Origin of the sequence: Clostridium sp. (assembly GCF_050717515.1) — a bacterium.
Classification (GTDB): domain Bacteria; phylum Bacillota; class Clostridia; order Clostridiales; family Clostridiaceae; genus Clostridium_AD.
On the sequence record NZ_JBOITL010000032.1, the window covers coordinates 35832 to 52877 of the forward strand.

Below are 17046 nucleotides of genomic sequence, written 5' to 3' on the forward strand. Positions count from 1 at the left end.
AAATGAGCATTTCAGGATTACAAGTAATTTCAATATTAAATAAAATCGCAAATGTAATTGAAGAAAATAAGAGTTATTTATGTGAGCTAGATGCAGCTATAGGTGATGGAGATCATGGAATTAACATGAATAAGGGGTTTAATGCTGTTAAAGAAAAATTAAGAGACGATAATGGATCCGACATTGGAGAAATTCTTAAGAACACCGGAATGGCATTAGTTTCAAACGTAGGAGGTGCATCAGGACCACTATATGGAACAGCCTTTATGAAAGCGGCTTTAGAAGTTAAGGGAAAAGAAAATATAGATATTGAAGATTTTATTAAAATATTAGAGGCAGCCTTAGGCGGAGTTTTGATGCGAGGAAAAGCGGTTAGAGGAGAAAAAACAATGATAGATGCTATAGCACCAGCTATTGATGCTATGAAAGAAGCTTTAAAAGCTGGATTAATGCCAATAGATATTTTAAAAGCTTCAAAAGATGCAGCAATAAAGGGAGTGGAATATACAAAAACTATAATTGCTACTAAGGGAAGAGCTAGTTATCTTGGAGAAAGAAGTATTGGTCATCAAGATGCAGGAGCAACTTCAAGCTATTTAATATTAAATACTATTTATGAAGAAGTAAAGGACATAAAGGAAGGAATGGTGTAATATATGGTAGGAATTGTAATAATTTCTCATAGTAGTAAAGTTGCAGAAGGCGTAAAAGAGTTAGCACTTCAAATGGCTGATAATGCCCCTATTGTAGCAGCTGGCGGGAGTAAAGATAATGGGCTAGGAACGGATATAGAAAAAATTATTTTGGCCATAAACAAAGTATATTCAGAAGACGGTGTAGCAATATTATTTGATCTTGGTAGTGCATATATGAATGCACAGATGGCTATTGAAACTCTTTCAGAAGAAATGCAGAAAAATGTTGTTATTATTGATGCGGCTTTAGTTGAAGGAGCAATTGTAGTGGCAGTGGAAAGTAGCATTGGTAAAAATTTAGTAGAGATTCAAGGAGCGGTTAAGGGGTTATGTCTTCATAAAATGCCGTAAAAATCATATTATTAATAGATTAATTTAATTGCATTTGCTGCTATAATCATTATTTCTAAAAATAGATATAATGGATTATAAAACTTAAAATGAAGGTGAGTAATATGTTAACTTGTAACAAAGATAGAGTGCAAAATAAAATTGAAACATTTGCCACATTTGGTGATGCTGGACATGGAGGTATCACAAGATTTTCACTGTCGGAAGAAGCACTTGGGGCAAGAGCAGAATTTGTAAAACGAATGAGGGTACTTGGTATTGAAACTGTAACCGATGATATGGCGAATATGTATGCAACTCTTCCTGGAACAGAAACTGATCTTCCTAGAATAGTGATGGCATCCCATTGTGATTCTGTTAGAAATGGTGGTAACTACGATGGTATTCTGGGAGTTATTACAGCAATGGAAGTAGTTGAAACAATTGCTACAGAAAAGATTTCTCATAGGCATCCAATTACAGCTATGATTTGGACCAATGAAGAAGGGTCACTTTACCCACCTGCAATGATGTCATCGGGTGTTGTTTGCGGTAAGTTTGACAAAGCTGAGATGTTGGATTCAAAGAGTTCAAAAGGAAAGACCTTCGGCGAAGCTTTGAAACAGAGTGGATATGTAGGTGACGCTGGGAACAGACTAAGTCCTAAAGATTACATGGCAATGCTGGAGCTACATATCGAACAGGGGCCTGTACTTGAAGCTGAAAACAAGCAAATTGGTGTTGTAGAGGGTGTTGTGGGGATGGTTAACTACAGAATAAGGACTTATGGACAGTCCGATCACGCAGGAACTACGCCAATGCCATATAGAAGAGATGCCCTTTTGGCTGCAGCCTCTGCTCTTAAGTACTTACATGTAGAACTTGATAAGCTTGATAGTAGTCTTGTTTACACAACAGGTGAAATCCTTTGTCATCCATGTGTGCATACTGTTATTCCAGACCTTGTTGATTTCTCATTGGATGCAAGACATCAGAACCCAAAAGTCATTAAACAAGTTGTTGAAATAATCAAGAACATGCCTAAGGAGTTTGATAAATGCGAAGTGAAGTATCAAAAGGCATGGGCGCGAAGCACAATTGAATTCAATGAAGAGTTAGTAGGTTTCACTGAGAAGAGTGCGGATGCATATGGATATACAAGTAAAAGAATGTACAGTGGAGCAGGACATGATGCACAGTTTGTAGCTGAGATAATTCCTACTACTATGATCTTTGTTCCAAGTAAGGATGGACACAGCCATTGTGAACCTGAGTTCACATCTGTTGAAGAATGTTTTAGAGGTATAAACGTAGTTCTTCAGACAGTTTTGGAGATTGATAAGAAATAGGGGATTTAAAGAGTTAGATAAAAATTTAAGTGAATATGGACAGAAGTCTTAAATTTAAGATTGAAATAATAAAAGGGTCAGAGATTATATATCTCTGACCCTATTTTAGTTAATAAGCAGTATTTAGTGCTAAATACTGCATAATGGAAAGATTTTTTAAGTATATATATATATGAGGGATAAATAGGAGGGAAAGTTTTGCATGAAAGAGCAGTTATAAACAAGGCTATAGATGATATTCATAGGGGTTATGCAAAAAAAATAAATTTCATATGGATGGAGGCTAACGGCTGCACAGGAAATATAATTTCATTTCTTAATTCAGACCAGCCAGATGTTCCTTATTTCCTAGAACAAATGGTTAACTTAAAATTTAGCCCTAGTCTTATGCAAGCACAAGGTGAAGTTGCTTATGAAAAATTCTTAGAAGTTTTAGATACAGATTTTATATTAGGAGTAGAAGGGGCCCTAACTAATATGGATGAGGGATTCTATAACATATTTGCAACATATAAAGGGCGACGAATACCTACAGCAGAAGCTATTAATTTAGCAGCTCAAAAGGCAAAAGCAATAATAGCTATTGGAACTTGTGCTTCATTTGGAGGGATATCAGCGGCTAGACCCAATCCAACAGGATGCGTAAGTTTAGGAGAGTTCCTTTCTCGAGAGGTAATAAATATTCCAGGCTGCCCAGCTAATCCTCTTTGGGTTATGGGAACTATAGCTAGTATTATTTTGTATAAAAAAGTGGAAATAGATGAGAAAGGGCGCCCGATAATGTTTTTTAAAGAAACTAACCACACTAATTGCGGAAGGCGCTCATATTTCGATAATAAAGTCTATGCAGATAAACTAGGAGAAAAACAGTGCATGTTAAAGATTGGATGCAGGGGGCCTATTACAAAAGCATACTGCCCACTTGGAAGGTGGAATTCTAGAATTAATTGGCCAGTTGATGCGAATACACCTTGTATAGGTTGTGCTAGTGAGTATTTTCCAGATGGCACGGAACCTTTTGTTAAGTACTTAGAGGGAGATTTGAAACCAGAGGCAGATAACAATTGATAATTAATATTTATTCTGGGAAGAGGTGATTGTGGTGACTACCAAAATAACAATAGATCCTATAACTAGAATTATGGGACCTTTAAGTATAGAAGTAGAAATTAAAAAAAATAAAATAGTTAATGCTAAAAGCAGTGGAATCCAGTTTAGAGGCTTTGAAAAGATGTTAATAGGACGGTTTCCATTAGATGCAGTCTATTTTACAGAAAGAATATGCGGTATATGTTCTGTTTCCCATGGTCTAGTAGCAAGTTTGGCACTAGAAAATGCACTAAAGATAAAGCCTAATGAGAATGGAGTAAAAATAAGAAATTTTGCACATGGGGCGGAGTATCTTCAAAATATTATAAGGCAAATTTGTATCTTTGCATTCCCGGATTATGTAAATATATCAGTGGTTCCAGGAAATTTAGACTATGATTTTAGAATACCCACCAAAAACACAGAGAAAATAAATAGTGACTATATAAAGGCTATGGAATATAGTCGCCTTGCCCATGAAATAGTAGCGCTTATAGGGGGGAAGGCACCGCATAGTCATGGTGTATTTGTGGGGGGAACTACTGTGAATATGGATGCTTCTAAAATTATAAGAATGAAATCTATTCTACAATCTATTAGTGCATTTATGGGTGAAAACATGGTTTACGATATAGATATTATAGCCCATTATTATCCGGAGTATTTTAAAATTGGTAGTGGAACAAAAAATCTATTAACCTATGGATTATTTCATGATTTGCCTGAAAAAGAGATGCAATATGTACAGCCTTCAACTTATATTGATGGTGAGGTAGCTAGTTTGGATGCAAAAGCAATAACAGAGAGTTCGGCATTTTCTTGGTACAGTGATTCGAAAGCTAGTGAAGTTCCATCAAATGCCCCCTCTGAAATGGATATTAAAAAGCCTGGGGCTTATACCTTTATCAAAGCACCTAGGTATAGTGGTAAGGTAGTACAGGTTGGACCGCTTGCGCGTATGATTTTATCAGGCTCCTATAAAAACAGTATATCTACCATGGATAGGCTTATGGCTCGGGTATTAGAAGGTAAGAAGCTTTGCGAAAAAATGCTTATATTACTCCAGGCAATAGAACCAATACCTGCAGTACAGGAAAAATATATTATCCCAGATAGCGCACAGGGAATAGGACTTTGTGATGCGGTTCGCGGAGCTCTCGGACATTGGACTACTATAGAAAAAGGTGTCATAAAAAATTGCGATATAGTTACTCCTACTGCCTGGAATCTATCACCCTTAGATGACCTGGGACAACATGGAGCTCTTGAGAGTGCGCTTATTGGTACTGAAATTGAAAATCTTAAAAATCCTTTAGAGATAGGTCGCATAGTGCGCTCCTTTGATCCTTGTATATCTTGTGCTACCCATGTTATTACAGAATGTGCTGAGCCTTATTATATTTGTATACAATAAAAGGAGACAAGGAAGATGAGCGAAATTAAAATTAATGTTAATATGTTAAATACTAATGAAGAGATTCATATGGAAAATAAAAAGCTCTTTGATGGAGAGAGCATATTTGTTATAAATTTAATGAGTTCTCCAGGGTCTGGTAAAACATCTATACTTGAAAAATTAATCCCTAAGCTAATACAAAACTTAAATATGGCGGTTATTGAAGGGGACTTATACACCACTAAAGATGCACAGCGTATTGAAGCTAAGGGTGTCCCCGTGGTACAAATTAATACTGAGGGGCCTTGCTATTTAGATGGAGCAATGGTAAGGGAAGCAGCACTAAATTTTGATTTACGGGAGATAGATCTTATAATTATAGAAAATGTGGGGTGCTTAGTGTCCCCAGCAGAATTTGACCTTGGTGAGGATATAAAGATTTGCGTGCTTAGTGTCACAGAGGGCAATGACAAGCCTTTAAAATATCCAATGATGTTTGAAAAAAGTGTAGCCATAATTTTAAATAAAATTGATTTAATTGAATTCACGGATTTTATGGAAGGTGAGTTTTATAGTGATATTAAACTAATAAATAATAAGGCAAAGATATTTCAAACTTCCTGTACTGAAAACTATGGAATAGATGAATTAAGTGAATGGATTTTGAAAGAAGTAAACAAGAAAATAATTAGTCAACAATAAAAAGTTTAAGGTCCTGTTTATAGCAGGACTCTTTTATATGAAGGGGTTGAGTTAATATGGGCAAAAAAGTCATTGCTATAGGTAATAGATTAATGATGGATGATGCAGTAGCAGTAATGATTTTAGAAAAAATTAAAACCGAATTAGAGGATAAAAATATAGAAACTATTATAGGAGAAACAGATGTGGACTTTTGTTTTTCAAAATTAAATAAGCAAGACATATTTTATATTATAGATTCAACATATTATGGCAATGTTCCAGGCACGGTAACTTTTAAAAAATTAAAAGACATTAAAAACACCAGCGGTTACTGTAGGTCTATTCATTCTTTAGGGTTAATAGAACTGGTAAATATGTATAAGATGGATATTAAGGGGTATTTTATAGGAATAGAAATTGCTAATATAGATATAAATATTGGGTTAAGTCATATACTGCAAGGAGAAAGATTATATATCTAGAAACATATTGAATTTTATAATATGAGGGATTTTTTTATGCTACCTAAACAGATTAGTTTACGACTTGTTATTTATTTGAATGTGCATTATGATTAAAATGAGGATTTTTACAAAAGATATAGGAAAAATAAATAATATTTATTTTTTTGGAGGGCTAAATGTCAAAAACAAACAAATATATTATAATATCATTAATTGTATCACTATTTGGGGAGATATATTTTTATCCCTTTGAAAGCGGACTGAAATTTTCTGCGGGGGTAATTATTTTTAATTTATGTGTACTTATGATGGAGGATATGTCAGAAGTAACAATGGGGATTTTATGTGGCCTTGGGGTATTTATGACAAGAAATATTTTTGGCGTATTACTTTTACACCATGATATTATAGATACAGTAATTTTTAATTTCCCCTCACTTTTATATTATTTAATCTATGGAGTTCTTCTTAAAATCACTAAAGTTAGGAAATATAAAAACAGTATAGTTAAAGCAATTTTTATATTGGCATTAACCGATTCGCTGTGTAATATAGGTGAAGCTGTTATAAGAAATGGCATTAATATTTATATTGTAAGAATGATATTTTTTGTGGGATTTATAAGAGGATCTATAACTTATCTAGCTTATCTCACTTATAATAAGCAAAAATTATTTATTTTGAATAGTGAACATCAGAAGAGATACACTGATTTAAATTTATTAAATTCAAATATACAGGCAGAAATGTTTTATTTAAAGAAATCTATGAAGGATATCGAAAAGGTGATGTCAAAAAGTTATAGTTTATATGAGACCTATAAAAATGATGAATATTTGAGAGAAAAGACTTTGGACATTGCTAGAGAGGTACATGAGATAAAAAAAGATTATTATAGAGTTTTAAAGGGATTTGAAGCACTTATAAATAATTTTGAAAATGAAGATGCTATGATTCTTTCAAATATTTTTACTATTATTAAAGATAACACTAGTAGATATATAAAAGAAAGTAATAAAGAAATAGGAATATCATTTCATTTTCAAACGGACTTTAATGTTGTGGTTCATTATAATTTATTTGTTATACTTAATAATTTAATTATAAATAGTATAGATGACTGTGAAAATAGTGATTCCATTAAAATATCCGAAAAAGAGGACGAAGATAATATATATTTTGAGGTAACTGATACAGGAAAAGGGATTGATGAAGATATTCTTCCTTATATTTTCAATCCAGGTTTTACTACTAAGTATGATGCTATAACAGGAGAAGCCTCTACGGGCATAGGGCTTTCACATGTAAAGAATATTGTTGATAATTTAGGCGGTAATATAGAGGTAAAATCAGATATAAATGTAGGAACTACATTTATATTAAAGTTACCTAAAAACTCACTGAATGGAGGATAGCTATGGAAGGAACTTTTTTGATTGTTGATGATGATATTAATATTAGAAAAATGCTAGGGCTTCTTATAAAGAAAAACAATCTTGGAAAAGTTATATGTGAAATAGATAGTGGAAGGGATGCTGTGCAAGAGATTATGTTCTATAATCCGGATATAGTACTTATTGATCTTTTATTACCTATAGTGGATGGAATTGAAATAATGAAAGCTAGCAAAAAACAAGGATATAAGGGTAAGTTTATTATGATATCCCAGGTTGAAGATGAATCTCTGGTATCAAAAGCATATGAAAATGGAATAATTTTCTTTATAAGCAAACCTATAAACAGTATAGAGGTTATTAATGTTATAAAAGGCATATGTCATAATATTGAGTTAGAACATTCACTAGCGCTTATAAAGAGTGCAGTATTAAACTTAAATAGTGATAAAAATGTAACAAGAGAATTATTTATAGATGATGGAATAACTAATATTTTCGCTGATATAGGTATCGCTGGCGCTGTAGGAAGTAATGAGTTAATAAAAATCATACATAAAATAATAGACTTTAAAAAAAGGAATCCAAATTCCACCTATAAGTTACAAAAAATATACTATGAAATCATACATGAAGAACAGGGAGAGGAAAATCTAAATGCAAACAAAAAAGCTTTAGAACAAAGGGTTAGAAGAACTATTCAAAAGGCTTTAGAGACTATATCTGAGCTAGGTTGTGATGATTATAGTAGTAGTGTTTTTATGGAATATAGCACTTTATTATTTGACTTTAAACAAGTAAGGCAGGAAATGAGACATATAAACAATGTTTTAGAGGAACCTGGAAAAATAAACACAAAAAAATTCATTGAAAGTATTATCACTAAATTAGGCTCTTAATGATTTTAACAGCATAGCTTAAATTCACAATAAATGGTATGAATGGTTTGAAAATTTAATTTTAACCTGTAGTATCTTGTAGTATTTTGTTGTTATTTGTATAAGCCCCTTACAATATATTATAATGTAGGAAAATTATAAGGAGGCATAACAAATGGCTTTTAAATTAGATATGATTCAAGCGGTAGCAGTGGCAGTTGTTGTTCTATTTATAGGACAAAAAATCAAAAATAAATTTGAAGTTTTAGATAAATACTGTATACCAGCACCTGTAATTGGAGGATTGATTTTTGCAATAATTACTTTAATACTAAAATTAAGTAACATATTAATTTTTGATATGGACATAACTCTTCAAAAGGTATTTATGACCGCCTTCTTTACAACTATTGGGTATACTGCAAGTCTTAAATTACTTAAAAAAGGTGGAAAAGGAGTTTTTATTTTTTTAGGGATATCCATATTACTTTGTGTTCTTCAAGACTTTACAGGAGTCGCACTTGCTAAGATGTTCGGGTTAAATCCACTTATAGGCCTTTCTACAGCTTCTGTTCCTATGGTTGGTGGACATGGAACATCAGGAGCCTTTGGTCCAGGATTCGAAAAAGCAGGGGCAGTAGGGGCAGCTACAGTAGCAATGGCATCAGCAACTTTTGGTTTAATTATGGGCGGTATAATTGGAGGACCTTTAGGAAAAAGATTAATTGAAAAAAATAATCTTTCATACCCTATGAAAATGATTAATTCAGATGATTATAAAAAGGCAGCACTAATAAAAGAAGACAATAAAAAACAGTTAATTCCTGAAAATTTTATGGGAGCTGCATCTCAGATTTTTTTAGCTATGGGAATAGGTACAATTATATCCTTTTTATTAGAAAAAACAGACAGGACTTTTCCACCATACATAGGTGCTATGTTTGCAGCTGCAATACTTCGAAATATATCTGATTCCACAAATTCATATAAGGTTTATGAGGATGAAATCGATATCATAGGAGGGGTTTCATTATCTTTATTTTTATCTATGGCACTCATGGGACTAAAACTATGGCAATTAGCAGATTTAGCTTTACCTCTAATAGTAATGTTATTAGCCCAAACAATTTTAATGGGATGCTTTGCATATTTCATAACCTTCAATGTTATGGGGAGAGATTATGATGCAGCGGTAATGGCTTCTGGTAATTGTGGATTTGGTATGGGTGCTACACCAAATGCAATGGCCAACATGGAAGCTATGACAGCAAAATATGGTCATGCTCCAAGGGCGTTTTTTATTGTACCACTGGTGGGAAGTTTATTTATAGATTTCTGTAATACTGGAGTTATTACAATGTTTATTGAGCTTTTGGGGAAATAATAGGCACTAGGAAATTCGTAAATGAAATACTAAAGTCAAAAATAGCGAGAAGATATCTCGCTATTTTTATTTGCTTAAGGCATAAATAAATTCTGTGCATAGGGTTTGAACTTATGGCTTGATTAAAAAAACTATGAACTTTATAATTAAGTCATAAGATTTAAGGAAGGTGACAAATGGATATAATTAATGATTACTATAATGAAGTTATGTGCAGTATTAATGAAGGGGTTATTGTTATAGACAATAAAGGCATGATAAAAATCATTAATAAGGCTGCTGAAAAAATGTTAAGGGTTAATGCAGAAAATAGCATAGGAAAATATATATTAGATATATTTCCACATAGTAAATTATTAAAAGTAATTGGAAATGGAGAAACGCAAGAAAATATAAAAGAGGGGAAATTTATTGTAACTCGCAAAGTAATAACTGTTAAGGGCGAAGTCATAGGTGCACTCCAATTATTCAGTGAAGAAAAAGAAGAAAGTCTAGTTGTAAACCTGCAAGATGATGGCTATAATTCCGAAAGCATTCTAAATACAATTATTAATACTGTAAATGAGTGTGTGGTTGTAGTAGATAAAAATGGAATAATAACTATGATGAGTAATGCATATAAAGAGCTTGTTAATTGTGAAAATCCAGAGGGAAAGCATGTGACAGAGGTTATTGAAAATACAAAACTACATATAGTAGCAAAAACAGGAGAAAAACAATTTGGGGAACTTCAAGAGGCTAATGGGCATAAAATGATTTCTATGAGGGTTCCTATAAAAGAACAAGGGAAAGTTGTAGGGGCTATTGGAAAAGTAATGTTTAAGGATTTGAGCAATTTCAAAATATTGAGTAATAAACTGTGGAATTTGGAAAAAGAAGTTGAATACTATAAAAATGAGTTATGTGGTGATGGAAAAGCAATATATACTTTTAATAATATTATAGGACATAGTGCCAAGAGCCGCGAGGTAATGAAAATGGCTAAAAGAGTGGCTAAAATAGATTCAAACGTTTTAATTACTGGTGAAAGTGGAACTGGTAAAGAACTTTTCGCTCATTCTATTCATAATGCTAGCAGAAGGTGTTTAAAACCTTTTGTTAAAATCAACTGTGGAGCTATCCCAGCAGAACTTTTTGAGTCAGAAATGTTTGGGTATGAAGAAGGAGCTTTTACTGGTGCTAAAAGATCAGGTAAGAAAGGTAAGTTTGAACACGCAGATGGAGGCACCATTTTATTAGATGAAATCGGTGATATGCCTATGAATATGCAAGTTAAACTTCTAAGGGTTATTCAAGAAAAAGAGTTAGTTAGGGTTGGCGGAAATGATGTTATAAAAATTGATGTACGGGTTATTGCCTCTACTAATAAGTCACTAGAAGGATTAATAAAAGCTGGAAAGTTTAGAGAAGATTTGTATTATAGATTGGATGTTATGCATTTGAAATTACCATCCTTAAGAGAAAGAACGGAAGATATCGAAGAATTGTCAAATGAACTTCGAAAAAAAATAAGTAAAAAATATCAGGTTTACTCTGAAGGGATTTCTAGCGAAGCCATTGATTATTTAAAATCCTATAGTTGGCCGGGAAATATAAGGCAACTTGAAAATGTAATAGAAAGAGCTATAAATTTACTTGATGCGGAGCTTTATATAATGCCAAAGCATTTACCGGAAAAGATAATCAAAACTAAAATAAAAAAATATTCATTAGAAAATAATTATTTGAAAGATGTTGTTGAAACTATTGAAAAGGATCTTATTATGGAGTGCATAAGAAAAACAGGTGGAAATAAAAGAGAAACAGCGAAAATATTAGGGCTTAGCAGAGCTGGATTATATAAAAAATTAAACCGATACAATTTAATGCAAATAGCTAATCTACAATAGTACACATGTAAACTTTATTTACATGTGCTGTTTTATATGAATAATAGTTATAGTATATTAGGCAAGATTTATCTGAAAAACTAAATGCGTACATATATCAAGGCATTGAAAACACTTTTGGTGATTTTTTTAACAATAAAGTTATAATATTAACAAACTTCAAACCTGAAAATTTAAGGCAATATTAATGTAAACTAAGTTTACACTTAAACTTATAAGTTATGTTATAATAAGAAAAGACGTTGATATAGTGTGATTTATAAGATTTTATTAACTTGGCATGAAAAATGCTAGTAATATATGCATAGGAAAAAAATAAAGCGAATGATAAATTCCTATTATATTGTAATAATCTATTAAAGGAATAAATATATGGAGGTTAGAATATGAGAGACGTAGTAATTGTAGCAGCAGCAAGAACAGCAATAGGAAGTTTTGGTGGAGCATTATCAAAATTGTCAGCTGTACAAATAGGAACAATTGCAGCTAAAGAAGCAATAAAAAGATCAGGTGTTAAACCAGAACTAATACAAGAAGCTATTATCGGAAACGTAATACAAGCAGGACTTGGACAAAATGTCGCAAGACAAATATCTATATATGCAGGTATGTCTGAAGAATCTTCAGCACTTACAATAAATAAAGTATGTGGTTCAGGACTAAGAGCTGTAAGCATGGCAGCACAATTTATTATGTGTGGAGATGCAGATATAGTACTAGCTGGTGGAACTGAAAGCATGAGTAATGCTCCATATGCACTTCCAAACAATAGGTGGGGTGCAAAAATGGGAGATGGAAAAATAGTTGATACTATGATTAAAGATTCTCTTTGGGATGCATTTAATAACTATCATATGGGTGTTACTGCAGAAAATATTGCAGAGAAATGGAATATAACAAGAGAAGATCAAGATCAATTTTCTTTAAAAAGTCAATTAAAAGCTGAAAAAGCTATAAAAGCAGGCAAATTTAAAGATGAGATTGTTCCAGTTTCAATTCCTCAAAGAAAAGGTGACCCAATAATATTTGATACAGATGAATTCCCAAAAGCTGGTTCAACTATAGAAAAACTAAGAAAATTAAAACCTGCCTTTAAAAAAGATGGTACTGTAACAGCTGGTAATGCATCAGGAATAAATGATGGTGCAGCTATGTTTATAGTAATGTCAAAGGCAAAAGCTGAGGAACTAGGCGTTAAACCTCTAGTTACAATAAAAGCTTATGCATCAAGCGGAGTAGATCCAAAAATAATGGGATATGGACCAGTTCCTGCATCTAGAAAAGCATTAGAAAAAGCAGGAATGACTGTAGCTGATTTAGATTTAATAGAAGCTAATGAAGCATTTGCTGCTCAATCCTTAGCTGTAGCTAAAGATTTAGGCTTTAATACAGATATAGTAAATGTTAATGGTGGAGCAATAGCATTAGGTCACCCAGTAGGTGGTTCAGGAGCAAGAATACTTGTTACATTAATACATGAAATGATAAAAAGAGATTCTAAAACTGGACTCGCTACCTTATGTATAGGTGGAGGTCAAGGAACAGCCATTATTGTTCAAAGATAAATTAAATGAAAGACCAGTAAAAATGCTGGTCTTTTTTATTTGCAAGAAAAACATGCAATTATTTGTTAATGTTCCTAAAATTAATAAAAAAAGAGATTAAATCTTAACATGTTACAATAAAAATTAATTTAATTTTTATTGTAAATTAAGAATAAAAAAAAATTAAGATGAATTTAATAATAATGTAGCATAATAATAAAGAATAACTGGGACTATTATGGTATAATTATAATCATAGGAGTGATATAGATGGTTAAAATAAAAAATGCTGTACCAAACATTTTCACCTTAAGCAATATGTCTTGTGGAATTATGTCTATACTTATGAGCTTTGAGAGCAATTATAAATTAGCAGCACTATTTATTCTTTTAGCAGGCATATTTGATAGATATGATGGAAGAATAGCTAGGTTTTTAAAAGTAGAGAACGACTTAGGCAAAGAGCTAGATTCATTATGTGATTTAATATCTTTTGGTGTAGCACCTTCCATATTGATATTTAATATTTACAATTTTGTTAAGCTAGGTTCCATTGGATATTTAATGGTTTTAATTTTTCCTGTAGCAGGGGCATATAGGTTAGCAAAATATAATATTACAGATTTTGATGGGGTTTTTTCAGGGATTCCTATCACCATTACAGGCACATTTTTGGCGTTGTATGCACTATTTGCGTTTAATCGACCTTTAAATTTAGGACCTACTATTTTTTTAATGATTGTATTATCTTATTTGATGGTAAGTAAATTTAAATTTAAAAAAATGTAATAGTATAATTATAGTAAGATATAAATGTAATTTAAATTTAAATAAGATTGTAATGAAATTTTAATAAAATATATTTTAAAACGCAATTATTGTAGTTACCTCACCTCACGGTGAGGCTTTTTTTAATTTTTAAATTTGTAGTAATATTCAGGTGTATCTTCAGTAATAGTTTTAAATTCATAGCCTAAATCTTCATAATATCTTATGATTTCAGGTAGAGCGGCTACAGTATTTTTATTATTAAAATTGCAATGCATTAGAATTATGGCTGCATTTTTATTGCCTTTAATAATTTTTGAGTTGCGAGTAAGCTGGTCTGCACTTAAATTAGGGTTTATACCATCATATATATTAACAGTCCAATCGTACACTTTAAAATTGTTTTTATGAAGAGAATCTAAGGAAAGAGCAGTTAAACGTTTAGAACTACCACCAGGAAACCTAATAATCTTAGGAGATAAACCTGTAACCTCTTGTATTTTATGAGAGGTTTTTGTCATTTCATCAATAAAATCCTCTGTGCTTCTATATATTTTTTTGAAATTATGACTGTAGGTGTGAAGGCCTATACCATGACCTTCATTATATATTCTCTTAAGGATGGACTCCTTCCCTTCAATCTCTTTACCTACCACAAAAAAAGTAGCTTTTACATTTTGTTTTTTTAAAACATCTAATAGTGCAGCTGTAATAATATAAGTAGGGCCATCATCAAACGTTAAATAAGCGAATTTTGAAGGCTTTATATCACCAGAGTCTTTTAAACAAAAATTTAAAGACATAACTGCTTGGCTATTTTTATTTATAGGAGCACTTCTAGTTAATATTAGAATAATAGGAGTAATAAAAAAAATAAGAATATATCTTTTTCTAAGAGTCATATTATCACCTACCTTTAATTTTTTTCATAATTAGTTTACCCAAAGAAAGTTATATTAAAACCGTATATTTTAGTTTATAATTCATTGATAAATCATTGACAATCAATACTGAAATTTTGTATAATTACCTTGTTCGGTATAGCTAGAATTTTCTGACTGTATGGAAAAAAACTAATTAATCAGCACCCTAAGTGATGGTTAATTATTATAAATTCGAACCTAATTGTTAAGATTTTTCTAAGCAAAAAGAGGGAAAAAGTATTAAACACTAATATGTGTACTTTGACCTTTTACATTTTGTAGAGGGTTTTATTATTTGGCAAAAATTTCGGACAACTTGGAGAAAAATGTGGTATAAAGAATAGAGGGATAATATGGAAAAAAGAATTGGCGTTGTAGGAATTATAATAGAAGAATTTACCAATGCTACTTTCGTTAACGACATACTTCACGATTTTGGGGATTTAATTGTAGGAAGAATTGGAGTACCTTATAAAGATAGAGGAATATTTGTGATTTCTATAATTGTAGATGGAACAATGGATGAAATAAGTGCAATGACAGGTAAGATTGGAAAGATTCCAGGGGTAAATGTTAAAGCTGCAATAACTAAACAATAGAGAAAAGAACGAAAAATATAGCAAGAAAAATAAAAAAAATATTGGAGGGATTTTAAAATGAAAGAATATAAAGCTGAGGATTTTATCATCGATTCTGAAATAGTGGAATCCGTAGAATACGGAAAGAAAATGGCTGAGGATAAAGCTTTTGTAGTGGATATTTTAAATAAAGCTAAAACCTGTGTTGGACTTACTCATAGAGAAGCTTCTGTACTTTTAAATATAGAAGAACCTGAATTACTGCAAGAAATGTTCAAAAGTGCTAAAGAAATCAAAGAAAAAATATACGGCAAGAGAATAGTAATTTTTGCACCATTATATGTAAGCAACTACTGCGTAAATAACTGTCAGTATTGTGGGTATAAGCATTCAAATGATAGTATTTCAAGAAAAAAACTTAATATGGAGGAGTTAAAAGAAGAAGTAAAAATTTTAGAAAGTTTAGGTCATAAAAGATTAGCTCTTGAAGTGGGAGAAGATCAAGTAAATACACCAATTGAATACGTACTCGAATGCATAAAAAACATATACTCAATAAAATTTGAAAATGGAAGTATAAGAAGAATAAATGTAAATATTGCTGCTACAACTGTTGAAGAATATAAAATGCTTAAAGATGCAGAGATAGGAACTTATATATTATTCCAAGAAACCTATCATAAAGAAACCTATGAAAGGATTCATCCAAAGGGACCAAAGCATAATTATAATTATCATACAACCGCAATGGACAGAGCAAAGCAGGCAGGAATAGACGACGTAGGTATTGGAGTGTTATATGGTTTATATGAATATAAATACGATACAATAGCAATGCTAATGCATGCAGAACACTTAGAAGAGTCCACAGGTGTTGGACCTCACACTGTATCAGTACCAAGATTAAGACCCGCAGAAAATGTAAGTCTTAAAGATTATCCATATTTAGTAACAGATGAACAATTTAAAAAGTTAGTTGCAGTGTTAAGACTTGCCGTTCCTTATGCAGGAATGCTTTTATCTACAAGAGAGGATATAAAATTTAGAGAAGAGGTGTTAGCCCTAGGCGTATCTCAAGTTAGTGCAGGATCTTGTACTGGAGTTGGTGGATATGCTGATGAATATAGTGGCCATAAAAGTGAAGAAAAACCACAATTTGAGATAGGAGATCATAGATCACCTAAAGAAATCATAAAAAGCTTATGTGAAAGTGGATATATTCCAAGTTATTGTACTGCTTGCTATAGAGAAGGAAGAACTGGTGATAGATTTATGAGACTGGCAAAGAGTGGGCAGATACATAATGTATGTCAGCCCAATGCTCTTCTAACCTTAAAGGAATTTATGTTGGATTATGGTGATGAAAATATTAATAAAATAGTAGAAGAAACTATAAGAAAAGGACTTGAAGAGATACCAAATGAAAAATCAAGAGAGGCAACGAGGGAGAAATTAGACAGAATAGAAAAAGGTGAGAGAGATTTGAGATTCTAGCAAAGATTCAAGTATCAAAACATGAAGGTTCGGCATGTAGGATGCTCTGATAGTAGAGAATTCGTCAACAGACTCTAAGTTTAATCCATGAAAAAGTTCCTAACGCACTTATTCGACGTCCTGTCTCAGAAGTGCTAGCAGCCCGTCCTGGGCTGCTTACGTAACTTTGTAATGTAGTAAACTAAGA

Annotated in this window: 16 protein-coding genes; 15 read left to right on the forward strand and 1 reads right to left on the reverse strand. The window is 32.0% G+C overall.

Annotation, left to right across the window (positions count from 1 at the left end):
• Positions 1-2 precede the first annotated feature (2 nt).
• The 13 genes from dhaL to pssA all read left to right on the forward strand — a co-directional run bounded on the left by dhaL (position 3) and on the right by pssA (position 13885).
• The gene (dhaL, locus tag ACREV6_RS16230; RefSeq protein WP_431579085.1) at positions 3-653 is read left to right on the forward strand and encodes a dihydroxyacetone kinase subunit DhaL; all 651 of its coding nucleotides are present in this window, start codon (positions 3-5) and stop codon (positions 651-653) included.
• 3 nt (positions 654-656) lie between these two features.
• Positions 657-1046 carry a dihydroxyacetone kinase phosphoryl donor subunit DhaM gene (dhaM, locus tag ACREV6_RS16235; protein WP_431579086.1) on the forward strand — a complete coding sequence of 130 codons (390 nt, stop codon included), beginning with the start codon at positions 657-659 and terminating at the stop codon, positions 1044-1046.
• Positions 1047-1150: 104 nt separating this feature from the next.
• On the forward strand, positions 1151-2374 hold the full coding sequence (locus ACREV6_RS16240) for a Zn-dependent hydrolase (RefSeq protein ID WP_431579087.1): 1224 nt from the start codon (positions 1151-1153) through the stop codon (positions 2372-2374).
• 198 nt (positions 2375-2572) lie between these two features.
• Positions 2573-3442, forward strand: coding sequence for a hydrogenase small subunit (locus ACREV6_RS16245; RefSeq protein ID WP_431579088.1), 870 nt, complete (start codon positions 2573-2575; stop codon positions 3440-3442).
• A gap of 34 nt (positions 3443-3476) precedes the next feature.
• Positions 3477-4877, forward strand: a complete 1401-nt coding sequence (locus ACREV6_RS16250; protein ID WP_431579089.1) for a nickel-dependent hydrogenase large subunit — start codon at positions 3477-3479, stop codon at positions 4875-4877.
• Positions 4878-4892: 15 nt separating this feature from the next.
• The gene (gene hypB / locus ACREV6_RS16255; protein WP_431579090.1) at positions 4893-5561 is read left to right on the forward strand and encodes a hydrogenase nickel incorporation protein HypB; all 669 of its coding nucleotides are present in this window, start codon (positions 4893-4895) and stop codon (positions 5559-5561) included.
• A 56-nt stretch (positions 5562-5617) separates the two neighbouring features.
• Positions 5618-6025, forward strand: a complete 408-nt coding sequence (locus ACREV6_RS16260) for a hydrogenase maturation protease (RefSeq protein ID WP_431579091.1) — start codon at positions 5618-5620, stop codon at positions 6023-6025.
• A 158-nt stretch (positions 6026-6183) separates the two neighbouring features.
• A complete protein-coding gene (locus tag ACREV6_RS16265) occupies positions 6184-7422 on the forward strand; it encodes a sensor histidine kinase (protein ID WP_431579092.1) in 1239 nt (412 codons plus the stop codon).
• Between the two features lie 2 nt (positions 7423-7424).
• A complete protein-coding gene (locus ACREV6_RS16270) occupies positions 7425-8300 on the forward strand; it encodes a DNA-binding domain-containing protein (RefSeq protein ID WP_431579093.1) in 876 nt (291 codons plus the stop codon).
• A gap of 154 nt (positions 8301-8454) precedes the next feature.
• On the forward strand, positions 8455-9663 hold the full coding sequence (gene gltS, locus ACREV6_RS16275) for a sodium/glutamate symporter (RefSeq protein ID WP_431579094.1): 1209 nt from the start codon (positions 8455-8457) through the stop codon (positions 9661-9663).
• A 209-nt stretch (positions 9664-9872) separates the two neighbouring features.
• Entirely contained in the window at positions 9873-11552 is a 1680-nt protein-coding gene (locus ACREV6_RS16280) for a sigma-54 interaction domain-containing protein (protein WP_431579424.1), read from the forward strand.
• A gap of 386 nt (positions 11553-11938) precedes the next feature.
• Positions 11939-13117 carry an acetyl-CoA C-acetyltransferase gene (locus ACREV6_RS16285; RefSeq protein ID WP_431579095.1) on the forward strand — a complete coding sequence of 393 codons (1179 nt, stop codon included), beginning with the start codon at positions 11939-11941 and terminating at the stop codon, positions 13115-13117.
• 249 nt (positions 13118-13366) lie between these two features.
• Positions 13367-13885: a CDP-diacylglycerol--serine O-phosphatidyltransferase gene (gene pssA / locus ACREV6_RS16290; RefSeq protein ID WP_431579096.1), complete on the forward strand. Its 519-nt coding sequence runs from the start codon at positions 13367-13369 to the stop codon at positions 13883-13885.
• 122 nt (positions 13886-14007) lie between these two features.
• Here pssA and ACREV6_RS16295 read toward each other — a convergent pair whose 3' ends face one another.
• Complete coding sequence (locus ACREV6_RS16295) at positions 14008-14766, reverse strand: polysaccharide deacetylase family protein (protein ID WP_431579097.1); 759 nt, start codon at positions 14764-14766, stop codon at positions 14008-14010.
• 374 nt (positions 14767-15140) lie between these two features.
• On the opposite strand from ACREV6_RS16295, the gene ACREV6_RS16300 reads away from it, so the two are divergent.
• Positions 15141-15386: a TM1266 family iron-only hydrogenase system putative regulator gene (locus tag ACREV6_RS16300; protein WP_125000247.1), complete on the forward strand. Its 246-nt coding sequence runs from the start codon at positions 15141-15143 to the stop codon at positions 15384-15386.
• A gap of 57 nt (positions 15387-15443) precedes the next feature.
• Positions 15444-16859: a [FeFe] hydrogenase H-cluster radical SAM maturase HydG gene (gene hydG / locus ACREV6_RS16305; RefSeq protein WP_431579098.1), complete on the forward strand. Its 1416-nt coding sequence runs from the start codon at positions 15444-15446 to the stop codon at positions 16857-16859.
• Positions 16860-17046 lie beyond the last annotated feature (187 nt).